Consider the following 25,615-nt stretch of genomic DNA (forward strand, 5'->3'; position numbering starts at 1 on the left):
TCATGGGCTTGCAGTATCTGACGGGGGGAGGCCCTGAGGAACCTGTTGTCGAGAAGCCGAAACGCAACGTGGGCCAGTCGATCCTGCGCGGCTTTTCCTGCCGCTGTCCGGCCTGCGGAGAGGGGAAGATCTTCAACGGCTATCTGACGGTGAACCCGGCCTGCACTGTGTGCGGCGAAGAGCTGCATCACCAGCGCGCCGATGACGCCCCGCCCTATTTCACCATCACCATCGTCGGCCACATCATCGTGCCGGCCATGATGGCGGTGGAATTTGCCTGGCGTCCGGCCGTGTGGATCCACATGGCGCTGTGGCTGCCGCTGACCCTCATCCTTTCACTGGGCTTCCTGCGGCCGGTCAAAGGTGCTCTGATCGGGCTGCAATGGGCGCTCTACATGCATGGCTTCGACCCCGAATCCATCGAGGACCTGCCCGAACCGGACCCCGCTGCCAGCCACCGCAGCCCCTGAGAAGCCGAGCCTGACATGAGCGACGAAGGCCTTGCCGCCCTCCACAAGGAAGCCCAGACGCACACGGGCCACGCCTATATCCGCCCCAAGGATGCCTCGACGCTGCTGATCCTCGACCGCAGCGGCAGCGCCTTGCGCGTGCTCATGGGCAAGCGCCACCAGCGCCACACCTTCATGCCGGGCAAGTTCGTCTTCCCCGGCGGCCGGGTCGATCCGGGCGATTCCCGTGTGGCTGTCTCTTCCAGCTATCATCCGGAGGTGGAGCGCAAGCTCGCCGTGCTGCCGAAGGGTGGCAAGCTGACGCCCTCGCGCCTCAAGGCGCTTGCGGTGGCCGCCGTGCGCGAAACCTACGAAGAGGCGGGGCTCTTCATCGGCCGCCAGACCGGGCGCCAGTGGCCCGCAAAAGGCGATTTTCAGGCCTTCTCCGACCGGGGCATCGAGCTGGATCTTTCGCCCGTGCGCATGGTCGCCCGCGCCATCACGCCGCCGGGCCGCTCCCGCCGCTTCGACACGCGTTTTCTGGCCGTCTTTGCCGATGGAATCGCTGACCGCCTGCCGCAGGGTACCGGCCCTTCAGGGGAACTGGAGGACATTGCCTGGCTGACGCTGGAGGAAACGCGCGATGCGGACCTGCCCATCATCACCCAGAAGATTCTCTCTGACCTTGCCGAAAGGCTCGCCCATGACCCGGATCTGGCGCCGCAAACGCCGGTTCCGCTCTATTTTGCGCGTGGAAACGGCTTTGCCCGGGAGCTGATCTGAGCCATTGCCGGGGATTTTTGCGGGGAGCCCGCGCCAGAGCTTGACTTTGGCTGGCTTATGAGTAGTTTGCGCCCTGATTTCGTGACACCGCAGCGAACTCAAAGGGCGCCAGAGACTGGCCGCATTGAGCGTTTGCCGGACTAACCAGAACAGGATCGAAGGCTATGGCCAAGGCGACCACCATCAAGATCAAGCTGCTTTCCACCGCTGACACCGGTTTCTTCTACGTGACCAAGAAGAACTCCCGCACCATGACCGAGAAGATGTCCATGCGGAAGTACGACCCGGTTGCCAAGAAGCACGTCGAATTCAAGGAAACCAAGATCAAGTAATCCGCGCCGCTCCGCATTGGCGGAGCCCCTGCCCGCGCCATCCCGATGGCTGCACATGGCAGAGCGCAGGAACTGATCTTCCTTTAAGAAGCCCGCAAGGCATCGCTTTGCGGGTTTCTTGCTGTTTGTGCGCTCTCTTTCACCTCCGTCATGGAAAGGGATGGCTCGATGCATATTAAGCTGGGGCCCAGACGCGATCATGTGGCCCATGCCTTTGAACGGTCGCCATCTCCATCCTGCCGGAACTTTCAAGGTCTATCTCTCCGGGCGTCCTCTCCAGCCGCTACTGTCTGACCATGTAAACGGCACGGAGACGAGACCGATGGACATGATGCTGGACGCCCGCCAGACTCTAGAGACGGCAATCCGCACCAGAGCCGAACAAAATCCGGCCTTTCGTGACATGATCCTGACGGACACGAAGGCACTGCTCGAGGAAGTCTTCGGGGCCCAGGCAATGCCCGCCCTTCAGCTCAGGATCATCGAGGAAAAGCCCGGCGAAGTGGTTCTGGTTTTACCCGCCGCTCCGTCTGAAGCGCGCGATGAATTGTCCGCGCAGGATCTCGACAAGGTCTCCGGCGGCATGCCTTCCCAGGCGGAAATCATGGCCTTCCTGAATTCTCCGGCACGCCAGGCAGCCTTTGAGGCGTTGATCAGCCATGTCAACAACGCTGCATTTGGCCGGTCGCCCTTCATTGGGAATGTGCGCTGACGCGCTTTCACGCAAAACTAGCAAAGGCCTGAAAATGACGAAAACGTCCATCACCAGCCGCATCGAACTTGAAGCCGCCATCCAGAGCAAGGCGGCAGAGGACGCAGCCTTCCGGGCGGCCCTGACGGCCAATCCGGCCGCCGCGCTGGAAGCTGCCTTCGGCCTTGCCGTGCAGCCGGGCATCAGCATCCGTGTCATCGAGGAAAAGCCGGGCGAAGTGGCGCTGGTGCTGCCAGCAGGCGCAGGTGAGCTTTCCGGCAAGGATCTGGAGGCCGTGTCCGGCGGCTATGCCGTCAATGCGCAGGTGACCGATTCCGTCACCCAGACCAACGTCAAGCTTCCTGGCGGCGGCAACAATGCCATGGGCTGGGATGGCAATCTCTACTCGATCCGCTTCCCTTTCTTCCCCCGCTGATCCGGCCCTGAGGAACAAACGTCATGACAACGCCCCTACCCGCCCGTCTTGCCTGTGAGGCCTTCCTGCGTGAGAAGGTAGCAGGAGACGCGGAGTTTCGTGCAAGGCTCGTCAGCAATCCGGCTGAAGCCGTTGGTGAAACCTTCGGACAGGCGCCCAAGGGCGATCTGACCTTCCGTGTCATCGAGGAAGAGCCCGGTGAGGTGGTGCTCGTGCTGCCGCCCCTGCCCGGGGAACTGTCCGACGCACAGCTGGCAGCCGCATCCGGCGGCTACACTCTCTCGATCAACAATTCGGGCGGCGGCAGCAACGTCCTCGTCTTCCTGAAGCCGGTGCGGACGGGAAGCCATTTATCCTCCGCATGGGCCGTACTGCCCACTTCGCCGGGTTCAGGCTCGTCCTTTGTCTGGGACATGAATTACGGCACGTCGTGGTGGTGAGTTCTACAAGGCGCGGCAGCAGCATCTGCCGCGCCTCCTTCCCCTGCTGATCAAGGCGCAGTGACCGCCTTCGCCATCATGGCCATGGGCGCCTCCCCGCGGCTTGCTGCAAGGCTGGAGAGCGTATCCGAACCGGAAGCGCCTGTGATGCCAGCCGCCTCAAGCCTTGCGATCAGCGCGGCTTCCTCAAGGCCCAGAACAGGCGCGACAGCCGACAGCGGCGCGCTCTGGACCGCCTTCACCATCGCCATGGCCGGATTGCCGCTGCGCCCCGGCCCGCTCAGGGCTTCAGCCGCAAAGAAACCGCCTGCGGCAAGACTGCCCGCCAGTGCCAGCGGCATGGCGGCACGGCGGAAATAGCCCAGCATCGGCTTCCAGTTGCGCCACAGGTGAACGGCCACAGGCACCAGCAGCACCATGGACAGAACTTCATGCATTTCGTGGAAGAGGCCGGACTGCCAGCCGAAGAAGAGAGCCACACCTGAAATGGTGGAAACGAGGAACAGCCCGGCCGTCAGCGGGGTTGCCCATCGGAAAAGAAGATCGCGCATGACTGGAAACCTTTGGCTATCGGACAGCGCCTGATCGCGGCTGCCCTTGGCTCCGGATTCCATAGCACCGGCACCTGTCCGTGCGCGTATCCAATTGTAACGATACGTAATCAAAGGGATGCCGCCGCGAAGATCTCAACATCCGCGCGGCGGATCCTGTCAGGTTCAAGCCGTACGGCGCACCACGGATACGAAGAAGCCATCCGTCGCGGTCGAGGCCGGGGTGAGCACCAGATGCCCCTCAGCCGTGGCATGGGCCGGCAGCGCCTTGCCCGGCAGCGCGGCCTCGAAGGAGGCTACGGCAGAGCCGCGCGTAAAGCGGCTGTCACGCGCCAGAAAGGCTTCGATCTGGCCGCCGTTTTCCTGCGGCAGCAGCGAACAGGTAGCATAGACCAGCCGCCCGCCCGGCTTGACGAAACGCGACGCCGTGTCCAGCACGCGGGCCTGATCTTCCATGCGCTCGCCAAGGGCCTTTTCGGTCAGGCGCCACTTGGAATCAGGCCGCCGCCGCCACACACCCGTGCCGGTGCAAGGCGCATCGACGAAGACCAGATCCATCTGCCCTTCCAGATCCTCCAGCGAGGAGAACTTGGGATCACGCACCTGCACATTGCGCGCGCCCGCACGGGCCAGACGCTCGTGAATGGGGGCAAGGCGCAGACGGTCGGAATCGTACGCGTAGATCTGGCCCCGGTTTTCCATGAGGGCCGCGAGCGCCAGCGTCTTGCCGCCGCCACCGGCGCAAAGATCCAGCACCTGTTCGCCGGGCTTCGGCGCTGCGATGAGCGCGGCCAGCTGGCTGGCCTCGTCCTGCAGTTCGAACCAGCCCTTGCGGTAGCCTTCTTCCGCCTGCACATGCGGCATGCGGGCAGCGCCGGGGCGCGGGGCGATGCGCAGGCCCTGCGGCGACAGGCCGGTTTCCACCGCGCCCTCTTCGCCAAGGCGCTTGAGCACCTTTTCGCGCGTAGCCTTCAGCGTGTTGACGCGCAGATCAATCGGCGCACGGGCGGCCAGCGCCTGCCCTTCGGCAACAGCTGCCGCGCCAAAGGCGTCCGTGAACATCGGCCACAGCCATTCCGGCACATCGGCGGTCACATGGTCCGGCGCGGGCTCGTCCCGGTCTGTGGAGAGGAAGGCAATTTCGTCTTCGCTCAAGGCTTCGGGGGCATGGCGGTCATCGGCCAGCACCTCGGTGAGGCGCGGCACACCCTGGCCCCAGAGCCGGGCATAGGTTGCCAGCGCCAGCGCGCGCGGGCTGCCAGAGCGCATCTGCCAGCCGAGGCTGAGCTGATGGCGCAGGGCATCAAACACCAGATTGCCGATGATGGTGCGGTCGCCCGAACCGGCAAACCGGTGGGCATTGCCCCAGTCCTTCAGGGCCTCCTGCACCGGGCGGCGGCGGCTTTCCACCTCACCCAGCACCTCGATCGCCGCTGCAAGGCGTCCGCCGTCCTTCATCATGCAACTCCGGTTCCGTTGTCCTGCGCGGGGCTTCATGCTCCTGCGCAGGACAGTGTCAGTCAAATGCTCAGATATTCGTCGGGTAGTTCGGGCTTTCGCGCGTGATCGTCACGTCATGGGCGTGGCTTTCGCGCAGGCCGGCACCGGTGATGCGCACGAAGCGGGCCTTTTCCTGCAGCTCCGGGATCGTCTTGGCACCGACATAGCCCATGGCAGCGCGCAGGCCGCCGGCAAGCTGATGCAGCACGCTCGAGAGCGGGCCCTTGTACGGCACCTGACCTTCGATGCCTTCCGGCACCAGCTTCAGCGTGTCACGCACTTCCGCCTGGAAGTAGCGGTCGGCCGAGCCGCGCGCCATGGCGCCAACAGAGCCCATGCCGCGGTAAGCCTTGTAGGAGCGGCCCTGATGCAGATAGACCTCGCCCGGGCTTTCCTCGGTGCCCGCCAGCAGCGAGCCGATCATGGCCGCCGAAGCGCCGGCGGCCAGCGCCTTGGCGAGATCGCCCGAATACTTGATGCCGCCGTCGGCAATGACCGGAACGCCCTGCTTGGTGGCTTCTTCGCAGGCTTCCAGAATGGCGGTCAGCTGCGGCATGCCGACACCGGCAACGATACGGGTGGTGCAGATGGAGCCCGGCCCGATGCCGACCTTCACCGCATCCGCACCGGCATCGATCAGCGCCTTGGTGCCGTCGCGGGTGGCGACGTTACCGGCCAGAACCTGAACGCCGTTGGACAGGGCCTTGACCATGCTGACCATTTCCAGCACGCGGGCCGAATGGCCGTGGGCGGTGTCCACCACCACAAGGTCGACGCCCGCATCGATCAGGCGCTCGGCCCGCTGCATGCCTTCTTCGCCCACGCTGGTGGCGGCGGCAACGCGCAGGCGGCCCTGCTCGTCCTTGGTGGCGTTGGGGTTGAGGTGGGCCTTTTCGATGTCCTTCACGGTGACAAGGCCGATGCAGTTATAGGCATCGTCCACCACCAGCAGCTTTTCGATGCGGTGCTGGTGCAGAAGGCGCTTGGCTTCTTCCTGGCTGACGGTATCGCGCACGGTGACGAGGTTTTCCCGCGTCATCAGCTCATAGACCTTCTGGCCCGGATTGGTGGCAAACCGCACATCGCGGTTGGTGAGCACGCCCACCAGACGGCCGGTCACCAGACCGCCGCTGCCGCCGTTTTCCACCACCGGAATGCCGGAAATGCCATAGGCCTTCATCAGGTCCAGCGCATCCTTGAGGGTGGCGTCCGGACCGATGACGACCGGGTTCACCACCATGCCGGATTCGAACTTCTTCACCTGGCGCACCTGCTCGGCCTGCTGGTCGAGGGTGAGGTTGCGGTGCACCACGCCGATGCCGCCGGCCTGGGCCATGGCGATGGCAAGGCGGGCTTCCGTCACCGTGTCCATGGCGGAGGACAGGATCGGCAGGTTCAGTTCAATCCCACGGGTGATGCGGGTGCGCACATCGGTCTGGCCCGGCATGACTTCCGAATGGCCCGGCATCAGCAGGACGTCATCAAAGGTCAGCGCATCAACGCCGGTGGTCGGAACGAAAAATGAAGCCATGGCCAATTCCCCTTGAGTTGAAATGCCGGAACCCGCCAGCCCTTGGGAAGGCGGCGGCGGCAGGATGCGCTTCGGCAATGCCGGAGAAGTTGGCGCGGGTGAATAACACGCAGGTGACAGGTTGGGAAGGGCAAACAAACAAGCTGTGACAAATGGATGATTGGAGCCGTCTTCCATTCGGGCACACCGCAGCCCTGCCCGGACCTCAGTCCTCCCCGTCTCCTTCGCCCTCAATCAGGCGCGGATCGCGGGAGGCAGCGCGATTGCCCCGGAACCCCTTGGCCACCACGTAAAGCTCCGGGCTTTCCTTGCGGCTGGCCGGCGGCTTGATGTGGGCGACGGAATCAAAGGACTTCTTCAGGTCGGTCAACAGCTGATTCTCCGTGCCGCCCCGGAACACCTTGGCAAGAAAAGCCCCGCCCGGTGCCAGATTCGTCAGCGCGAAATCAATCGCCACCTCGAACAGATGCGTGGTGCGCAGATGGTCGGTCTTGCGGTGGCCCGTGGTGGGCGCCGCCATGTCCGACAGCACCAGATCCGGCTTGTGCCCGCCAAGGGCGGCGATCAGCGCGTCCGGCGCGTCCTCATCAAGAAAATCCTTCTTGAGCAGCACGACGCCCGGCAGGTGGTCCATGTCGAGATAATCGATGCCGACGACCAGCGGCTCTTCCGGTGTGGACTTGACCACATCGGCCAGCACCTGACACCAGCCGCCGGGCGCCGCGCCCAGATCCACCACGCGCAGGCCCGGCCGCAGCAGGTTCAGCTTCTCGTCGATCTCCAGCAGCTTGTAGGCCGCCCGCGACCGGTAGCCGTCGATCTTGGACCGGCGGACATAGGGGTCATTGAGGTGGCGCTCCAGCCAGCGCGTGGAGGATTCCTTGCGCTTGGCCGCCGTCTTCACCCGCACATGCAGGCCGCGATCACCCGCTCCGCGCTTGCCGCCTGTCATGATCTTCCTTTCTGGCCCTTGTGGCCGCGTCCGCCGCGGGACCATACGCCATCCGCAGCCATCAGTTCGGTCAGAATACCCTCGCGCAGGCCCCGGTCGGCGACGCGCAGACGCGCACAGGTCCAGCGGCGGCGGATGGCTTCCAGAATGGCGCAGCCCGCCAGCACCAGATCGGCCCTGTCCGCACCGATGCAAGGGTTCTCCACCCGCTCCCGGTAGGACATGTCGCGCAGCTTGGCAACCATGGCCGACACATCCTCATCCGCCAGCCAGGCTCCGTCCACACGGCGCCGGTCATAGCGGCGCAGGCCGAAATGCACGCCCGCCAGCGTCGTCACCGTGCCGGAGGTGCCCAGCATGTGCATGTTGCTGGAGGCCATCGCCTCGCGGAGCCCGGCGCCAAGCGCCGATCCATCGAGGTGGCTGCTGACATCATCGATCATTGCCTCGAAGACTTCATGGCTCACGTCCATGCCGCCGTGGCGCTCCGCCAGATTGACGACACCGACCGGCAGCGACACCCAGGCGCGGATGAAGCGCGTCAGCGCATAGCCGCGCGCTCCGCCCCGGTTGCGCAGATCCAGCCAGACGATTTCCGACGAGCCGCCGCCGATATCGAACAGCAGCACGCCATCCGCATCCCGGTCCACCAGCGAGGCACAGCCCGCAACCGCAAGCCGGGCTTCCGTTTCCCGGTTGACGATTTCCAGCGCCAGCCCCGTCTCCCGCTGCACGCGGGCGATGAACTCCTCGCCATTTTCCGCCGCGCGGCAGGCCTCCGTCGCGATCAGGCGCGAGCGGCGCACGCCGCGCTCGGCCAGCTTGCGGTGGCAGCTGTCCAGCGCCTCGATGGCGCGCTCCATGGCCGCATCGCTGAGGCGGCGGCTGGCGCCCACCCCCTCACCCAGGCGCACGATGCGCGAATAGGCATCGACGACGCGAAAGCCGCGTTCGTCCGGCTTGGCGATCAGCAGGCGGCAGTTGTTGGTGCCAAGGTCAAGCGCCGCATAAAGGTCGCCGTCCGCGTCGCCGGAGCGCCCTGCCTCATGGCCGGAGCGGCGCACCTGCTGCAGGTCATGGCCCGGCTGGGCGCGCGAATGGGAGCCCGGCTCCACAGCCTGCCGGGCGGCATTGTAAGCAGCCGGGTGAGCAGCCGGCTCCCCGCCAGCCTGATCAGGCCCCGAAGCCCCGCGCGCAGCCGGATGGGCGGATGCAGAATGCGCGCCGCGCGTCGCACCGCGCCCGCGCCGCCGCCTGCGGCCACGCCCGCCTGCCCCGTCCGTCTCTGCGCCGGGATGGGCGGCCTGCCCCGTTGCAAGATGGCCCGCCTCGTTTCTGGTGCCGGGACCGGAAGACTGCGGGCTGTCCAGCAGCTGATGGGAAGGCTGACCTGAAGATGGCCCTGAAGACGCCCCTGCAGCTGCTCCAGCGCTCCGTCCCTTGAAACCGGGGCGCCCGCCACGGGCATGCCGCGGCTGGTTGCCAGGAGCAGAAGCAGAACCAGAACCAGAACCGGAACCCGAACCAGAAGCAGAACCAAAGCCCGTTTGCCCGTTCCGCCCGCTATGATCGGACCCCGCCTGCCCGCCCTGCGGACTGGAAGCCTTGGAACTGGCAGACATGGAACCGCCAGCCATGGGACCGGCAGCTTTGGAACTGGCGGCTTGCTCTGCGCCGCCACCGGCAGGACCATCCTCGCCCTGAAGGCAGGCGCGCCGCTCGGCGCGGTTGGGCCGCTGATCGGCGCGCGGACGGCGCCTGTGCTTCTTCTTTGCCGGACGCGGCCCCGAAGACGTTTCCGCCTGCGGTCCGGGCACAACTGGCCCGTTCTCGATTCGCTTCTGGGCGCCGCCCCTGCCCTTGGAACGGCGCTTCTTGCGCGGGCCCTTGCCGGACCGCGCGTCCTGAACCGAAGCCGCACCAGCCTGCCGCTCCCGTGCCGGGGCAGCCTCCTGACCGTGCTCTTCCACCTGAATGCCCTTCTGCGCCGGCGCCGGTCACCCAAGAGGAGCCCTCGAGAGGACAGCGCGCGCAACAAGATAATGTTGGGCAAAGTGTATCAGCTTGCCCGCCGCAGCGCAAAGGCGGCAAAGCGCAACAGGCAGGAAAGACGCAACGACAGCTGAGCCTCCCTCAAAACCGGCCGGCAAAACCCGGACGAAGCATCCGCAGGGCGGACCGCCACCGGCCGGTCACGGCGGCGGATATGGCACCGCAGAAACAGGACAGATTCCGGGAACCCGGTTTCCGGGCCGGATTCCGCCATTTTTCCAAGCGCTTGAGATCATTCATCCACAGGCGCGCAGCCGTTTCATTTTTTTGCCTCTCCCCAGTTGATCCCCCGCCCCCAAGCCGCTATAAGCCCCCTCATCGCAGCGCCACCAAGCGCCGCCCGCCAAAAGGCGTCTACTGGGGAATAGGTTAACGGTAGACCCACGGACTCTGACTCCGTTAGTCCTGGTTCGAATCCAGGTTCCCCAGCCAACAATTTTTCAAATTATTGAAACCGCTAATGACAACCGGCTTAGGATGGCGGCGTTTCTCAGTCAGTTCGGCCAAGCGATGCCCTCCCCAAAGCATTCTCCCCGGAACTGATACCCAAAGATGCCCTCCGCTATGCGAAAAAGGGTCAGCTTCCGCCCGCCTTCAGCTCTCGCCCTACCCGGCACTACCCTTTGTTCTCCGCCGCTCGAAATTCGTCTGACCACTTGAAAATTGGACGAACGACATTGAATAATTCATAAATTCATCATACAGATCATCACGCCAAGCACGCTTTCTGATCAAATGGCGGCGAAGGATGGCGGGGGAAGACGAGTGACGGTTCAGACCAAGGCACGCGGCAAGGGAGCGGGTTCTCTGGTGGCAAAGGTGGAGGAAAGCCTTCGCCGCGCCATTGAGGACGGCACCTATATGCCCGGCGACCGGCTGCCAAGCGAGATCGAACTGACGGAGACCCACGGCGTCAGCCGTACGGTGATCCGCGAGGCGGTGACGGCACTGCGTTGCGACGGGCTGGTGGATGTGCGCCAGGGCGCGGGCATCTTTGTTCTGCGCCATAGGGCGCAGGAGCCCGCCTCTCCCAGTCAGGACTGGGCGCGGATGTCCTCGGACCTGGAAGTGCTGGAAGTGCGCACGCCGCTTGAAATAGAGGCTGCGGGTCTTGCCGCACTGCGGCGGTCACCGGCACAGGAAGAAGCCATCTTCAGCTGTCATGCAAAGGTTCTACGCTGCATCGAAGCCGACCAGTCCATCCGGGAAGCGGACCTTGCCCTGCATATGGCCATTGCCGCAGCGACCAACAATCCGCTGTTTACACAGCTTCTCGTGCTGCACGGTCCGGCAGCGATCCCGCAGTCGAAAGTGGTTCCGGAAAACCGCTCAGCGGAACAGACCGCCTACCGCCGTCTGATCCACGAGGAGCATGAGGCAGTGGTTCTGGCAATTTCGGACGGGGATGAGAAGGCAGCCCGCGCCGCCATGCAGGATCACCTGCGCGGCAGTCAATTGCGCTACCGTGATCTGCTGCGCGCTCTGCGGGGCTTCCCCGGCAGCTGATCCCCCCGGGGTGCCGCGGGATCCGGACTGGAATGGGCGTCATTTCGCCTGGCCCTCTGGGGCCACTGGGACAAGGGCGCTTGGCGAGGCAACTGCACCGCTGAAACCCTTTTCCAGGTCAGGTTTTCAAAGATCCCGCCCCCAGGCTTCGATCTGTGTCAGAGCGGGAAAGGGCGACGGATCGTCAGCCTTCACCATATCATGCAAACGCAACCATTCGATCTGACGGGCCGGAACCGGGAAGCGTTGCGCTGCGCCGGACTTGACGAGATCGAAGCGGTGTGTGCTGCCATCGGAAAAGGTCACGCAGGCGCTCTTCCACCAGGCGTCATGGGGAAAATCGGCGCGCAGATAGAGAACGATCTCGTCAACCTCCACGCGGCGGCCAAAGTCGATGGTGATCGCCGCTGCCGGGTCACGGTTGATGCCCCAGCTGGTGAAGGGCCAGGAGCCGTGGTCGAAGCTCGCCTTTTCGCCGTCGATGGCATTACGCGCGGCAAACTGTGCTTCGCCGCGGGTTTCCACATTGGCTGTCGCATGGGGAAAGAGCACCTCATTGCCATGCTGGTCGGCCGGATTGAAAGCAAGATTGCGCCTTGCCCAGACCTCGCAAGGTCTGGCACGGCGCACATGCAGCCGGTGCCGGTCACCCAGAAACGCCTGCGGCGCATAGGGCATGCGCTTTTCACCGGAAGGAATGACAAAGCTGAAGGGGGATTGCTTCAGATAGACGAGGGCCTGCGGGACGGCTGCATCAAGGCACAAGCAAACATGCCCGGCTTCCGGCGCGGCGGCGACAAGGCGGTCCCCCTCACCATAGGCCTCCCCGTAGACCAGTGTCACCTCATCCACGCCTTCGGCCTCGGCCTTTATCTGGCCTGCCGCGTCCAGCACCTTGAGCATCAATTGCATTCTGTCTCTCTCCTAGAAAATCCTGAGCGTCAGCACCGGACCGGCAAGCGGCACCAGAACGCGATAGAGCAGCTCAGGCCAGGACTGACGAAGCCGCGGATCGGCAATGACAATGGGTTCGATCACCGGCGTTCCGCCGCCGCACAGATGAATGTCGGCCAGGCCTTCAAGCCGCAGCCCTTGCGGGATCAGTTGAGGCTTTACCATCAGCATCAGCGACAGCGTGGCAGCCTTCTCCCCGTCATGCTCGTCCTGGATTTCGACGCAAGCCCCACGCCGCAGAGTGACCAAGCGCCTGTAGGCGTTTAGGCCTGCCTCCGGCGGATACGCGCCGGCAATGTCCATGCTGATGTGCGCCTCGCCGGCAGCGAAGGACACCGCAACATCACGGGCGGCAAATCCGGCACCGCAGGACTGTGCCACACCCGCAAAGGACGGCAGGTTGTGATAGGCCGATTGCATCGTCCAGATCTCGTAGCGGCGGGGCGAGAAGGTCTTGGCCGTGTAGGTTTCCACACCGGCATCGATCAGTAGAGGCACACCGTTCTTGTAGAGGGTGACGCTGCCGACATCATTGTGATTATGGCTCTCGCCATTGTTGCCGGCCTTCACCGCCAGCACGAACCTGTCGTCGCGGGCAATGAACAAGCCAATGCCGGGATAGAACATATCGGACTTTCCAGCGGGCTCCGGCTCCGGCTCCACTTCGTCGATCTCGCGTGCGAGCAAAACCGCCTGCAGCCGGTACCAGAGGTTCCATTCGCCCGGCATCAGGCGGGCCGGCGGCCGTTTGAAACCGGCGGCGGCGAAGTTTGACAGAGCCTGCGATCCAACCGCCCGCCCGAACAGGTATTCACGCGCACCGCAGGGGTCAACGCGTGCGGCACTGTCGGCAAAATTCACGTAATAATCGCCAGCCACGTACATATGGAGGATATAGTCCGCCATGTTGCGGATCTTCGGCTCCCGCCAGAGCGGCGCCATCAGCCCGGGCGCCACCTGATCGAGGACGGTCATGGCACCGCACAGGCAAAGCGCTGCATGGCGGTAATAGACTACACCTTCTTCACAGGCTCCGTCCGGCGCATAATCCTTGAGAAAGGCATCGAGGCCCGGCAGCGCCTTGTCCAGCACGGCCCGCCGCTGCTCCTGTGATGTTGGCAGGGCAAAGGTGGCCAGAAGGACGTTCTGGGTGATCCAGGCCGTCCAGTTGTTCATCCGCTCCCCGCCGCGGCCCATCCACCAGAAATGGCGGTTGAGATAGGGAGTGAGGATGCGCCGTTCGACCTCAGCATGGACACGCCGGCCAACGGCGGGGCTGACCTTGCCGAGCGGCTCAGACAGAAGATGATGCGCGGTCACCAGTGTGGCGGCGGTCTCCGCCGCGAAGAGGTCGACAACCGGATCGAACGGATCAGGCAGCGGCAATCTCGTGCCGCCCCGCTCATAGGCATTGTGTGCCGGAAGCTGCCAGCCGCTTTCCTCGCAGATCAGGAAAATGCCATCGATGATGGCATCGAGAAACCGCCCCTGCCCTTCGACTTTTTCGGCCAGCACAAGGTCGTTCAGCTTCAGACGGCGGTCAAAATATAGCGCTTCGAAAGCCGCACGGTCTCCGGCCGTGCAATACTGCCGATAGCCGCTGGCGAGCAGGACCGGCCACGGCCTGGCGAGCGCGGCCTCACCGGCCTCCAGCAGGCGCATCCGGTCCCGCTGCGGCACCCCGGCCCAGCCATCCGCCTCACCCGTGACCCGGTCAGGGACGAAATCTCCGAGACTGTCCGGCAGGTCCTTCAGTCGCTCCACAAACACATCACGCTCCCAGGCCGCATCCTAAACCCCTTACCATCGAACAACGGCCTATCATACCTATTTTGAGGTTTCCAGCATATTTGTCTGACTGCGCTTCAAGTTGTTTGACCAATGAGTAATTTGTGTTATGGAGTTTTTGGGAGGCGGGGCTCGGACATCAGCAGCTCCGTGACAAGGATCAAGGAAATCGCTGCCTGACGGCCTCAAAGCCGCCGGATAGCAGTGCGGGAGGATGCTGGTGACCATTGCAAGTCCGGCCATGCCAGACAGCCCAGCGGGCGTGGCGAAGAAGAAGAAGGTTCGCATCATCTCGAAGCGACAGCGGCGCATCGAAAATGCCTTGATCGCCTATTCCTTCATTGCACCAAACTTCCTGGGCTTTGCGGTTTTCACGCTCGGGCCAATCCTGTTTGCTTTTGCACTTGCCTTCATGCATTGGGATGGCTCCAACCCGATCACCTTTGCCGGTTTGGACAACTTCTGGCGCCTGTTCGGCGATCAGGCCTTCATTGATGCCCTGTGGAACACCATCGTGTTCACAGTTGTATCGGTACCGGCAACCCTTGCCTGCGCGCTTGGGCTGGCGATCCTTCTCAACCAGAAGATCTTCGGCCGCGACTTCTTCCGCACCGCCATGTTCTTTCCCTATGTCGCCTCGCTGGTGGCCGTTGCCGTCGTCTGGAACATGATCTTCAACCCCGAAATGGGGCCGGTGAACATGATCCTCTACACATTGGGAGTTGCACCGGAGAACCTGCCCGGCTGGGCGGCCGACCGCCATTGGGCCATGGTCACCGTCATTCTCTTCGGCATCTGGAAGAGCATGGGCTATTACATGGTGATCTATCTTGCCGGTCTGCAGGGGATCAATTCCGAGCTTTACGAGGCCGCCGGCCTCGATGGAGCCAATACCTGGCAGAAGTTCCGCCATGTCACCCTGCCGCAGCTGGCGCCGACCACCTTCTTCGTCACCGTGATGCTGACCATACAGTCCTTCAAGGTCTTCGATCAGGTCTATATGATCACCCAGGGCGGGCCAGGCACCTCGACGCTGGTTCTCGTCTACCACATTTACAACGAGGCCTTCATCTCCTGGGATCTCGGCTATTCGAGCATGATCTCGCTCGTCCTGTTCTTCCTGGTTCTGGCGGTAACCGTCGTCCAGTTCCGCCGCCAGAGGGAGGACTGAGCCATGCGCATTGCCGGAAAGAAAGTCTCCACGGAAACGGTCGCGGTCTATCTGACGGTCATCGTCATCACCATCATCATGCTGCTGCCCTTTGCCTGGATGCTGTCAGCCTCGCTGAAGCTCAGCCGAGACGTCTTCGCCTTCCCGATCGAATGGATCCCGTCCGAGCCCCGCTGGCAGAACTATGCCGACATCTGGACAAAGATCCCGCTGGCACTCTTCATCTACAACACCTCAAAGCTGACAATCATCGTCACGGTCCTGCAGCTTCTGACGTCAAGCTTTGCTGCCTATGCCTTTGCCAAGCTGAACTTCCCCTACAAGAACCTGCTCTTTCTCGGCTATATCGCCACCATTGCCATGCCCTGGCAGGTCTACATGGTGCCGCAGTTCCTGCTGATGCGCGAATTCGGGCTCAACAACACGCATCTGGCCCTCATCTGCCTGCAGGCCTTCACAGCCTTCGGCGTCTTCCTGATGCGCCAGTTCTACATGTCGATCCCGACGGAACTCTGCGAGGCGGCCCGTATCGATGGCATGAATGAATACCAGATCTGGGCGAAGATCATGTTGCCGCTGTCAAAACCTGCACTCTCGACACTCACCATTTTCACCTTCGTCACCACCTGGAACGACTTTCTGGGGCCGATGATCTACCTCACCCGCACTGAACTGAAGACGATTCAAATCGGCCTTCGCATGTTCATTTCGCAATATTCCGCTGAATACGGGCTGATCATGGCTGCCTCCGTGGTGGCACTCATCCCCGTGCTCATCGTCTTCCTGGCGCTGCAACGATTCTTCGTGGAAGGCGTCGCATCGTCCGGGATCAAGGGCTGAAACCATGAATGCACTGTCTCACACATCCCCCGAGCCGATTACCGGTGACGAGGTTCGCGCAGCCCTGGATCAGGCGGTGGCGCAGGTGCGCCGGAACCTGCCGGCCTTCACCTATGCCGCGCAGAACCATTCGAGCGTTGGGAACGTCTATCCTCCCGTTCCCAACGACCAGTGGACCGCTGGCTTTTGGCCGGGGGAGATCTGGCTCGCCTTTGAGCACACTGGCGATAAGGTGTTTCAGTATGCCGGGCAGATCCAGGTGCAGAGCTTTCTCCACCGCATCGAGAACCGCATCGAGACCGACCACCACGACATGGGCTTTCTCTATTCGCCATCCTGCATTGCGGCCTGGAAACTGGTGGGGGACGAGGACGGCCGCAAGGCAGCCATTCTCGCTGCCGAACAGCTGATCGAGCGTTTCCAGCCGGTGGGGCAGTTCATCCAGGCCTGGGGGCGCCGCGACAATCCGAATGAGTACCGCTACATCATCGACTGCCTGTTGAACCTGCCGCTGCTTTACTGGGCCAGCGCCGAGACAGGCGATGTCAAATACCGCGACATCGCGCTGACCCATGCGCGCACGACGCTTGCCCATTCGGTACGGCCGGACAACTCCACCTATCACACGTTCTACATGGACCCGGTGACCGGCGGGCCGGTGCGCGGCGTGACCAAGCAGGGCTATTCGGATGACAGTTTCTGGGCTCGCGGCCAAGCCTGGGGCATTGCCGGCATGGCGCTGTCCTACCGCTACGAGCCGCTGCCCGAGTACCGCGATACCTTCGAACGGCTGCTTGCCTTTTATCTCGAGCGGCTGCCGGCGGATCTGGTGCCCTATTGGGACCTGATCTTTACGGAAGGCTCAGGCGAACCGCGTGACAGTTCGTCAGCCTCCATTACCGCCTGCGGGCTTCTCGAAATGGCCGATCTGGCCGGGGGAGAGGATGCGCTCCGCTACCGCGACCTTGCCCGGCGCATGATGAAGAGCCTGGCTGATGCTTACGCCGTCAAGGATCCAAGTCTGTCCAATGGGCTTGTGCTGCATGGCACCTATTCCAAGAGAACTCCGCACAACACCTGCCGCGGCGAAGGCGTCGACGAGTGCGTGTCCTGGGGTGACTATTATTACATGGAAGCTCTGACGCGCCTGTCGCGCAACTGGTCTTCCTACTGGTGATCGCGTGAGGGGTTGATGGCAAGCATTTCGCTGAAAAAGCTGAACAAGACATTCGGTGCGCTGACCGTGGTGCACGATATCGATCTGGAGATCGCCGACAAGGAGTTCATCATTCTCGTCGGCCCGTCCGGCTGCGGGAAATCCACGACGCTACGCATGATTGCCGGGCTGGAGGAAGTTTCCGGCGGCGAACTTCTGATCGGCACGAGCCTGATGAACGATGTGCCGTCCAAGGACCGCGACATCGCCATGGTGTTCCAGAACTATGCGCTCTATCCGCATATGACGGTCTACAAGAACATGGCCTTCGGCCTGGAACTGCGCAAGGCACCGCGTGATGTGATCGACGCCAAGGTGCAGGAAGCGGCGAAGATCCTCGACATCACCCATCTTCTGAACCGCAAGCCGAAAGCCTTGTCCGGCGGACAGAGGCAGCGTGTCGCCCTCGGGCGCGCCATGGTGCGCAATCCGGAAGTCTTCCTGCTCGACGAGCCGCTCTCCAATCTCGATGCCAAGCTGCGCGGGACCATGCGCGCCGAAATCACCAAGCTGCACAAGCGGCTGGATGCGACCTTCATTTACGTGACGCATGACCAGATCGAGGCCATGACCATGGCCGACCGCATCGTTGTGATGAAGGACGGCCATATCCAGCAGGTGGATACGCCGCAAAACCTGTATGACCGGCCGGTCAACATGTTTGTGGCGGGCTTCATCGGCGCCCCGCAGATGAATCTGCTACCCGCGGTGATCCAGCGAAGCGGCGATGGCTTCACCGCCGAATTCGACGGGCGCGTTCTGCCACTGCCGAAAGCCTTCGATGCCGCCCGCATCACGCCATACATTGGCAAAGAGGTGATGCTTGGCATCCGGCCGGAAAACCTTCACGAACTGGTGCCGGGCGACATCGACCATACAAACACCGCCCCCTTCCCGGCTGTGGTCGAATTGGCCGAGCCCATGGGCTCGGAGGTTCACCTCAACCTCGTGGCTGGCTCCAGGACACTCATTGCACGCGTGTCGCCGCGCTTCAAACCGAAGATCGGCGACATGGTGACACTGACCGCCGACATGACGAATGCGCAGTTGTTCGATCCGCAAAGCGAACGGTCGATCCTCTACTGAGATTGCAAGCAAGGAGCGGCCTATGCAGTGGCTGGAGGCAATGTGGACGAAGGAGGGCAAGGGGATCGACAAGGATGCCCCGAAGCGGACCGGCCTTGCCCTTTTCTTCCAGATCATCGCCCGCGAATGGTGGGAACTGGTGAAGCTGAACCTGCTCTTCATCCTGGCCAGCCTGCCGCTCGTGACATTGCCCGCCGCCACCTTTGCCACAGCCAGCATCTGCCGGGCCATGGTGGAGGATCGCAACGTCTATCTGCTGCGCGATTTCGTGGACGCGTTTCGCCGGCACGCTCTGCGTGCAACCCTGTGGGGCCTGACGACCGGCGCGGTGCTGGCACTTGGCCTCCACGCCATTGTGGCCTATGGCACGGCGGCTCGCGAAAGCCTCATCTATGCAGCACCACTCGCCATCAGTCTGGCGGCAACGGTGTTCACCGGGCTCTCGGCGGTGCATTTCATGGTGCTGAGCGTCACCGCACAGCAACCGCTTTTCCAGACGCTGAAACTTGCGGCACTGGCCAGCCTTTGGCGGCCGTTCCCGCTTCTCGGCGCGCTCGCGTTCACCGCCAGCCTCTGGCTGGCGCATATCCTGTTTTATCCCGTCTCCGTCTTCATGCCGGCGGCGTTCAATTTCTCAGCCGGGGTGTTCGCCGTCATGTTCGGCGCACAGCGGGCCGCGACGCTGGTTCTGGCGCTGCCTGCTCACCGCTCCGGGGAGAAGGAACCGTCTTAAGGCCACCGTGGGAGCGGGGCTCAAACCAGACACAATCAGGGAAGGAGACTTGAGGATGTATCTGGAGACTTTCGGGAGATCAATGAAGGCGGCAGTTGCCGGTTTCACCATGGCAGCCGCGCTGGGAGGCACGGCACTGGCGCAAGGCACAGACCCCGTCACGCTGAAATGGGCGTTGTGGGACTGGGATAAGGTGGCCTTCTACCAGCCGCTGATCGAGGCCTACACGGCAAAGCATCCCAATGTGAAGTTCGAGCATATCGATCTCGGCTCGCAGGACTATACCCAGATGATCTCGACACAGTTGACCGGCGGCTCGACGGATATCGATATTGTCACCATCAAGGATGTGCCGGGTTATGCCAATCTCGTGCGTGCGGGCAATATCGCCCCGCTCAACGAGTTCATGACCTCCCAGAACATTGATCCGGCGCCCTATGGCGGGCTGATCGAGGAACTGACGGTGGACGGCAAGGTCTATGCCCTGCCCTTCCGCTCCGATTTCTGGATTGTCTATTACAACAAGGACATTTTCGACAAGGCAGGCATCGCCCATCCAACCAATGACATGACCTGGAAGCAGTTCGACGAAATCGCCGAGAAGCTGAAGGGCGGCTTTGGTGCCAACAGAACCTATGGTGCGCTTCTGCACACCTGGCGTTCGACGGTGCAACTGCCCGGCATCCAGGATGGCAAGCAGACGCTGGTCGATGGCGATTATGCCTTCCTGCAGCCGTGGTACGAGCGGGCGCTGACCCTGCAGAAGAACGGCACAATTCCGTCTTACGCGTCGCTGAAAACATCCAACACGCATTACTCGGCGCTGTTCTTCAACGGTTCGGTCGGCATGCTTCCGATGGGCACCTGGTTCATCGGCACGCAGATCGCCAAGGTCAAATCGGGTGAATCCAAAAGCGTCAATTGGGGCATTGTGACATTCCCGCATCCGGACGGTGTCGCGGCCGGCACCACGGCCGCGCAGATCTCTGGTCTGGCGGTCAACGCCAATTCCCGGCAGAAGGAAGCCGCGCTCGACTTCATCAAGTTCGCGAGCGGTCCGGAAGGTGCAGAGATCGTTGCTTCGACCGGCACGATCCCGGCGATCCGTTCGGATGATGTTGCCGAAAAGATCGCAGCGCTGCCCGGTTTCCCTGCCGACGACAACAGCAAGGCGGCATTGAAGGCCGGAAAATCCTATCTTGAAATGGCGGTCAATCCGAATGCTGCCCGGATCGAGGTCGTCTTGAACCGCGTCCACGACGCGATCATGACCGACAATGTCGCGATAGATGAGGGCTTGAAACAAATGTCCGATGGCGTGCAGGCCATCAAGTAAACGCACAAGAACGGCCGCAGGCAACCCGCCCGCGGCCGTTTCATCTGATATGCAATGATATGGAATCCTGACCCGTGATCTATGACCCCGCCAAGGCCAACCCGCTGTTTGGAAATCCGTTAAAGACCCGCGCCGATCTGGCCAATGCGGTCAACGGCCTGTTCGAACCTCTGCTTCCTTATTTTTCGGAAGGCGGCGCGCGCGTGCGTTTGAGTGCAGCCGGTGCCATCTTCGATCATGCGGCGGCGGATCTGGAGGGGTTTGCACGGCCGTTGTGGGGCATAGTGCCGCTCGCTGCCGGTGGCGGGCAGTTCGGCCACTGGGACTTATACCGGCGTGGGCTGGACAATGGCACCAATCCCGGACACCCTGAATATTGGGGTGATGTGGCAGACCGCAACCAGCGTCTGGTCGAATTGGCCGCCATCGGTTTTGCCCTGGCTCTGGTGCCAGAGCATATCTGGGAGCCGCAACCGGCGGATGCCAAACAGCGCATCAGCGCATACCTTCTGGCGGCGCGCGAACGCGACTATGTCGACAACAACTGGAAATTCTTCCGCATTCTGACCGATCTCGGGCTGGAGCGGGTTGGCGTTGCGGTCGATGCTGAAAAGACACTCGCCTATCTTGAGGAACTGGAAGCATTCGACATTGGCGGAGGCTGGTATCGCGACGGGCCGGTGCGGCGGGCTGACCACTACATCCCGTTCGCCATGCATTTCTATGGCCTCATCTACACGGTTCTGGCCCGGGGCGACGATGCCCGCAAGGCCCGCATGCGGGCAAGAGCGCAGACGTTCGCCCGCGATATCCGCCACTGGTATGGCCCGGATGGGGCAGCCCTTGCCTTCGGGCGCAGCCAGACCTACCGCTTTGCCGCAGGTGGCTTCTGGGCCTCGCTGGCGTTTGCCGGTCTGGAAGCCCTGCCCTATGGTGAGATCAAGGGCTATTACATGCGCCACATCCGCTGGTGGTCGAAACTTCCGATCGCCGATCGTGACGGCATTCTGTCCGTTGGCTATGGCTATCCCAACCTTCTGATGAGCGAGAGCTACAATTCTGCAGGCTCGCCCTACTGGGCCTTCAAGTTCTTTCTCGCCCTCGCCCTGCCAGAGGATCATCCGTTCTGGTCGGCGGATGAAATCAGCCCGCCCGCTTTTACAGACCCGGTCGCGCTCGAAAAGCCCGGCATGGTGGCCATGCACACGCCCGGCAACATTGTCGTGCTCTCCTCAGGGCAGGAGCACGGCAAGATGCGCGGCTCCAACGAAAAATACGCGAAATTCGCCTATTCGACCCGCTATGCCTTCAACATCGAGGCCAATGACCGGCATTTCGATGCGGCAAGCTTCGACAACATGCTCGGCTTGTCCGATGACGGTGTGCATTTTCGTATGCGCGAAACGCTGGAGGAGGCCCGGATTGCCGGTGACATGCTCTATTCACGCTGGAAGCCCTGGGCAGATGTCACTATCGAGACATGGCTCATTCCGGTCAATCCCTGGCATATCCGCCTGCATAACATCATCACGCCGCGCGCCCTTTCCTCGATTGAAGGCGGCTTTGCCATTGCCCGCGCCGATTTCGCCCGAGATCGCGCTGAAGAGGGCGAAGGCCGGGCGGTGTGGCACGGGCAGGCCGATGTAAGTGCGATTGTCGACCTCGGCAGGGTCAAGCGGCAGGGGCACGCGCATCTGCCGATTGCCAATACGAACCTGATCCATGCCAAGACGAACCTGCCGCAATTGCGGGGTGAACTTGCCGAAGGTGACACATGGCTCGCAACGGCCGTCTGCGCCCTGCCCCTCGATGCGCTGGCAAAGATTTCGATCGAAACGCCCCCGGCCCTGCCGGATATCGCGGAGATAAGGCAGATATTCTCAGCAAGAGGACGGCAGGTGGCAGCTTTCGCCATCTGATGGATGACACCATCCCTCAATGAACCTGGCCCATTGGGGGGGCAAACCCGTGCGGCGCATGAGCCATTTCAAGGCATGATGTGTCCGCACCGGAAGACTTAGCATGAGCCCAGCATGGGCGAAATATTCGGACGCCTTGCGCAGTATCCTGCCGGTCTGGCTCAAATCGCGAATATCGCGGCGCAACGCAAGAGATGTACCCCCTTCCACCTTGAGGTGGACCTGCCCCACCAGAAAGGGCCAGAGATGAAGTGCGGCCCGAAAATATTCAGACCAAAAGAGCCGCCTCTACCATTGCGGCGATGCAGCAAGAAAACTGTATCTGCAAGCATTTCAGGGAGATATCCAGCACGACTTTATTTAGCAGGTTGATTATTTCCTGCTCTGGCTTTTTCTCCTTGGCTTGGCCCTACGGGCTTTGTCTTCAGCGGCTACGCTGCGAGCTTTTCCAGCGCAAGCGGGGAAACGAACACAGCTCAGAAACGCACCATAGCGACCCGACCGTTCGATCAACCACCCATCCTTGCAGTCCGGACACGCCGGGTACCTGGTACTGCACCGGCAAGTAAGATCAGTTGTTCCTTCAGCATGACGCGGCAGACCGCTACCGCAGGACGCACAAGCTGGCAAGACATTTCCACAATGCTTGACATGCTCGCAATGATACCGGATCTGCCCATCCTGCCTTCGGACGTCGAGCAGTCTTCCGCCGCACTCGCCGCACTCGCGGGTCAGTTCCTCTTCCGTCACAGAGGTGACCCCATATGCGGGATCCTTGACCAACTCTGTGACAAAGGATGACGGGCGCGACTTTGAAGCGAGGATTGACAGCGTGTGCCGGGCGCGCGTCATGGCCACATACATAACACGCCGCTCCTCCGCATTCTCGAAGGCCTCAGTCTCGGGTGAAACCAGACTGAGTAGCGGGTCGTCGACCACTTCCGAGGGGAACCCTGCTCGACCACTGTCGGCATTCAAGAGAATGACATGATCGGCCTCAAGCCCCTTGGACGCGTGAATGCTCTTGAAGGTGATGTGCAGTCGCGGAAACCGGCGCTGAAGCTCCCGCATGTCAGGCTCAAGAAAGCGGTACCGCCCCAACAGCAGAACTGTCTCCGTCGTGGCGGGCTCTACCCGGGTGGATAGTCCTTGAAGCACATTGTCCAGTGCGCTCAGGTTCTCGTTCTTCGCCACCATCATGATCCTGATGACGGGTTCTGTAGCCGTTCCGGCGGGAACGATTTGTTTGGAAATCTGAGCAGGGTTCTTCAACACGAAGGATCTGGCCGCATAGGCAATCTGGTCTAAGAAGCGGAATGTACGTCCAAGATCTACCGTTCGGTGCACCCCCGTCTCGCCGCCGAAGCTGCCACCGAATTCAGCGCCGAAGTGCCGCATTAAATGGATGTCAGATCCCGCGAAACGGAAGATCGACTGCCAGTCGTCGCCAACGGCGAAGAGGCGAGCGTCTGGATGCTGGCCCTTCAACGCCTTCACCAACCTAGCCCGGCTCTGAGAGATGTCCTGAAACTCGTCGACCAGGATATGGCGAAATGGGCTCACATATCGCCCTGTCTCGGTGTAGTGCGCGGCCCGCAGGATCATGTCCTCGAAGTCGATCCGTCCGCCAAGCCGTTTCTGATACTCGGCAAAGACAGGAGCGAAGACTGCGAGGAAAGCCTTACCGCGCGTGCCGAGTTTCATCTTCTCAGCCTTGGCTCCACAATCAGATAGAGTATAACCACCGCTCTTAAACTTGCGCAGGAATGTCGCGAGCAATTGTGAAAAAGTGTCGACCTGCGCCATTGCCACGACACGATCGAAAATTGTGTCGGCTTGGCGCGGCATCAGTGTCACATGTGGTGCCAGCTTTTCCGCTAGGCTGATCAACAGGCGCCCTTCCTGCTGTTCGTAGCTATAGGTTTCAATCAGCGTGGTCTCATGCTCGGCGTGAACTTTGCGCTTCCACTCCATGCCCGCCAGATACGCTTCCCGATCCACGAACGGCGCAGTAACCAAACGCCCGGTTCCATCAGGCAGTATCTCACGGCGGACACCGAAGTGTTCTATGTAGACACCACTCCCGGTTAGGCGAAAGTCGGGGCAATACCCCCGGCGTCCGGTTTCATCGATCTTGTGCTCGTATTCGGGCTCGTATTCATATGCGACGCCGTTCTCGTAGAGCCAATTTGCGATCTGCAGTTCTTCATAGCTCTTCACCTTCTCGCCCTGAAGGGTCCGCAGGTCCTGCTTCTCCAGATGGCTGTAATAGGCGTGCTTCGTCTTGAAATCCCACTCGGTCTTGGGCTCCACCAGGAAGTGGGCAAACCACTGGACAATGACTCTCGACACTTCTGTCAGCGCATGGACAAGATCCCTCAGGATCTGCTTGATCAGGTTGGTGAATGCTAGGTCGTCAGTCGCGTGGTCGGCCAGAGGTGGCTTGCGGCCTTCCACTAGGCCGATGATATCGTAAGCGATGGCATGAAATGTCTGGGCTACGATCGGTACACCGGAACGCGCCTCGACACGCTCTGACATTTCCGCTGCCGCGTTCTTGGCAAAGGCCAGCAACAGGATCTCTTCCGGCCGGCGGATACCGGCTTTGACGAGATAGGCGGCCTTGGCCGTAATAACACTCGTCTTGCCAGAACCGGCCCCAGCAAGAACCAGCGTGGCGTCTTCGTCAACAACAACCGAAAGCCGCTGTTCGGGTGTGAGCGGTTTGCTTTCAATCGTATCGAAGAACTCTTTCCAGCGTTCCAATTCGCCCGTGATAAAGGAGTCGATAGCAGCCGAGCGCATGGCTTTTGGCTTTTCGACGAAACTCCTGATCCGCGACACACACGCTGCCGCTTCTGGACCTATAGCGTCCGGGTTGAGCTTCGACAGAAGTGAATCATCCAGCGCCTTCGCATCATTCCACAGAGAGGCGAGCAGACAGGCTGCAGGATAGACTGTTGGCCTTCCCATATCGGCGATCCGGGTATGAAGATTGGCCAAGCGATCCCCCTCCCGCTCCAGAGCCTGGAGGTTGAAAGCAATCCAAGCAGCTTTTACCTCGTCAGAGAAGGAGCAAGCATCCGGAAACCGTGCGCCACCCAACAGGAACTCGCGCCTCCCAGACGCCAAGAATTTGCAAGAAGCGCCAAACACCCCCCTGTCCACCGATGGTGGGGAGATCAATTCCTCAAGCGAAACCGTCGATATCGCGCCGCGCTGCATGATAAGCAGGTCCAGTCCAGAAAGCTCAATTGCGCGGGCGCTGTGTGAGAATAGGTTGGTGAGAAGCCCTAGGAGAGGGTGCTGCCGCAGTCTGGTCAATATGTCCGCCCTGATCTCATCCCGA

22 protein-coding genes and 1 tRNA gene are annotated in these 25,615 nt (G+C 61.9%); 15 read left to right on the forward strand and 8 right to left on the reverse strand.

All coding sequences use genetic code 11. The annotated features are described in order from the left end of the window. Positions 1 to 2 precede the first annotated feature (2 nt). The 6 genes from AC0CMF_RS04685 (at position 3) to AC0CMF_RS04710 (ending at position 3,131) form a co-directional block, all read left to right on the forward strand. On the forward strand, positions 3 to 470 hold the full coding sequence (locus tag AC0CMF_RS04685) for a DUF983 domain-containing protein (RefSeq protein WP_374628344.1): 468 nt from the start codon (positions 3 to 5) through the stop codon (positions 468 to 470). Between the two features lie 15 nt (positions 471 to 485). Beyond that, on the forward strand, positions 486 to 1,232 hold the full coding sequence (locus AC0CMF_RS04690; RefSeq protein WP_050471680.1) for an NUDIX hydrolase: 747 nt from the start codon (positions 486 to 488) through the stop codon (positions 1,230 to 1,232). 164 nt (positions 1,233 to 1,396) lie between these two features. Beyond that, positions 1,397 to 1,564: a 50S ribosomal protein L33 gene (gene rpmG, locus AC0CMF_RS04695; RefSeq protein WP_019966402.1), complete on the forward strand. Its 168-nt coding sequence runs from the start codon at positions 1,397 to 1,399 to the stop codon at positions 1,562 to 1,564. Between the two features lie 322 nt (positions 1,565 to 1,886). Further along, entirely contained in the window at positions 1,887 to 2,276 is a 390-nt protein-coding gene (locus tag AC0CMF_RS04700) for a hypothetical protein (RefSeq protein WP_374628345.1), read from the forward strand. Between the two features lie 34 nt (positions 2,277 to 2,310). Then, positions 2,311 to 2,691: an NHLP leader peptide family RiPP precursor gene (locus AC0CMF_RS04705; protein WP_374628346.1), complete on the forward strand. Its 381-nt coding sequence runs from the start codon at positions 2,311 to 2,313 to the stop codon at positions 2,689 to 2,691. Between the two features lie 23 nt (positions 2,692 to 2,714). Beyond that, positions 2,715 to 3,131 (forward strand): hypothetical protein, encoded by a 417-nt coding sequence (locus AC0CMF_RS04710; RefSeq protein WP_374628347.1) that lies wholly within the window; start codon positions 2,715 to 2,717, stop codon positions 3,129 to 3,131. Between the two features lie 50 nt (positions 3,132 to 3,181). On the opposite strand, the gene AC0CMF_RS04715 is transcribed toward AC0CMF_RS04710, so the two are convergent. The 5 genes from AC0CMF_RS04715 to AC0CMF_RS04735 form a co-directional block, all read right to left on the reverse strand. Then, positions 3,182 to 3,682 (reverse strand): DUF4405 domain-containing protein, encoded by a 501-nt coding sequence (locus AC0CMF_RS04715; protein WP_374628349.1) that lies wholly within the window; start codon positions 3,680 to 3,682, stop codon positions 3,182 to 3,184. A gap of 165 nt (positions 3,683 to 3,847) precedes the next feature. Next, on the reverse strand, positions 3,848 to 5,140 hold the full coding sequence (locus AC0CMF_RS04720; protein WP_374628461.1) for an RsmB/NOP family class I SAM-dependent RNA methyltransferase: 1,293 nt from the start codon (positions 5,138 to 5,140) through the stop codon (positions 3,848 to 3,850). 70 nt (positions 5,141 to 5,210) lie between these two features. Further along, positions 5,211 to 6,713 (reverse strand): IMP dehydrogenase, encoded by a 1,503-nt coding sequence (guaB, locus tag AC0CMF_RS04725; protein ID WP_374628350.1) that lies wholly within the window; start codon positions 6,711 to 6,713, stop codon positions 5,211 to 5,213. 205 nt (positions 6,714 to 6,918) lie between these two features. After that, a complete protein-coding gene (locus AC0CMF_RS04730) occupies positions 6,919 to 7,665 on the reverse strand; it encodes an RlmE family RNA methyltransferase (RefSeq protein WP_019966408.1) in 747 nt (248 codons plus the stop codon). Next, positions 7,662 to 9,038 carry a Ppx/GppA phosphatase family protein gene (locus AC0CMF_RS04735; RefSeq protein WP_472481315.1) on the reverse strand — a complete coding sequence of 459 codons (1,377 nt, stop codon included), beginning with the start codon at positions 9,036 to 9,038 and terminating at the stop codon, positions 7,662 to 7,664. The genes AC0CMF_RS04730 and AC0CMF_RS04735 overlap by 4 nt, the downstream gene beginning before the upstream one ends. A 1,037-nt stretch (positions 9,039 to 10,075) precedes the next feature. Here AC0CMF_RS04735 and AC0CMF_RS04740 point away from each other — a divergent pair. Both AC0CMF_RS04740 and AC0CMF_RS04745 read left to right on the forward strand, forming a co-directional pair. After that, positions 10,076 to 10,149, forward strand: a tRNA-Gln gene (locus tag AC0CMF_RS04740). A 303-nt stretch (positions 10,150 to 10,452) separates the two neighbouring features. Next, the gene (locus tag AC0CMF_RS04745) at positions 10,453 to 11,223 is read left to right on the forward strand and encodes a FadR/GntR family transcriptional regulator (RefSeq protein WP_374628351.1); all 771 of its coding nucleotides are present in this window, start codon (positions 10,453 to 10,455) and stop codon (positions 11,221 to 11,223) included. Positions 11,224 to 11,349: 126 nt separating this feature from the next. On the opposite strand, the gene AC0CMF_RS04750 is transcribed toward AC0CMF_RS04745, so the two are convergent. Both AC0CMF_RS04750 and AC0CMF_RS04755 read right to left on the reverse strand, forming a co-directional pair. After that, positions 11,350 to 12,135 (reverse strand): discoidin domain-containing protein, encoded by a 786-nt coding sequence (locus AC0CMF_RS04750; protein WP_374628352.1) that lies wholly within the window; start codon positions 12,133 to 12,135, stop codon positions 11,350 to 11,352. A gap of 12 nt (positions 12,136 to 12,147) precedes the next feature. Beyond that, on the reverse strand, positions 12,148 to 13,947 hold the full coding sequence (locus AC0CMF_RS04755; RefSeq protein WP_374628354.1) for a heparinase II/III domain-containing protein: 1,800 nt from the start codon (positions 13,945 to 13,947) through the stop codon (positions 12,148 to 12,150). Between the two features lie 259 nt (positions 13,948 to 14,206). On the opposite strand from AC0CMF_RS04755, the gene AC0CMF_RS04760 reads away from it, so the two are divergent. The 7 genes from AC0CMF_RS04760 (at position 14,207) to AC0CMF_RS04790 (ending at position 22,266) form a co-directional block, all read left to right on the forward strand. After that, on the forward strand, positions 14,207 to 15,136 hold the full coding sequence (locus AC0CMF_RS04760) for a carbohydrate ABC transporter permease (RefSeq protein ID WP_472481317.1): 930 nt from the start codon (positions 14,207 to 14,209) through the stop codon (positions 15,134 to 15,136). A gap of 3 nt (positions 15,137 to 15,139) precedes the next feature. Next, positions 15,140 to 15,976: a carbohydrate ABC transporter permease gene (locus AC0CMF_RS04765; protein ID WP_374628356.1), complete on the forward strand. Its 837-nt coding sequence runs from the start codon at positions 15,140 to 15,142 to the stop codon at positions 15,974 to 15,976. Positions 15,977 to 15,980: 4 nt separating this feature from the next. After that, positions 15,981 to 17,153, forward strand: a complete 1,173-nt coding sequence (locus tag AC0CMF_RS04770; protein WP_374628358.1) for a glycoside hydrolase family 88 protein — start codon at positions 15,981 to 15,983, stop codon at positions 17,151 to 17,153. Between the two features lie 15 nt (positions 17,154 to 17,168). Then, positions 17,169 to 18,278, forward strand: coding sequence for an ABC transporter ATP-binding protein (locus AC0CMF_RS04775; RefSeq protein WP_374628359.1), 1,110 nt, complete (start codon positions 17,169 to 17,171; stop codon positions 18,276 to 18,278). A gap of 22 nt (positions 18,279 to 18,300) precedes the next feature. Further along, positions 18,301 to 19,011 (forward strand): DUF624 domain-containing protein, encoded by a 711-nt coding sequence (locus tag AC0CMF_RS04780; protein ID WP_374628360.1) that lies wholly within the window; start codon positions 18,301 to 18,303, stop codon positions 19,009 to 19,011. Positions 19,012 to 19,066: 55 nt separating this feature from the next. Further along, positions 19,067 to 20,347, forward strand: coding sequence for an ABC transporter substrate-binding protein (locus tag AC0CMF_RS04785; RefSeq protein ID WP_374628362.1), 1,281 nt, complete (start codon positions 19,067 to 19,069; stop codon positions 20,345 to 20,347). A 74-nt stretch (positions 20,348 to 20,421) separates the two neighbouring features. Then, positions 20,422 to 22,266 carry a DUF2264 domain-containing protein gene (locus AC0CMF_RS04790; RefSeq protein WP_374628364.1) on the forward strand — a complete coding sequence of 615 codons (1,845 nt, stop codon included), beginning with the start codon at positions 20,422 to 20,424 and terminating at the stop codon, positions 22,264 to 22,266. A 372-nt stretch (positions 22,267 to 22,638) separates the two neighbouring features. Here the strand turns inward: AC0CMF_RS04790 and AC0CMF_RS04795 are convergent, their stop codons facing one another. After that, positions 22,639 to 25,491 (reverse strand): UvrD-helicase domain-containing protein, encoded by a 2,853-nt coding sequence (locus AC0CMF_RS04795; protein WP_374628365.1) that lies wholly within the window; start codon positions 25,489 to 25,491, stop codon positions 22,639 to 22,641. Positions 25,492 to 25,615: the final 124 nt, after the last annotated feature.

Source organism: Pannonibacter sp. CBAS1226, assembly GCF_055685825.1.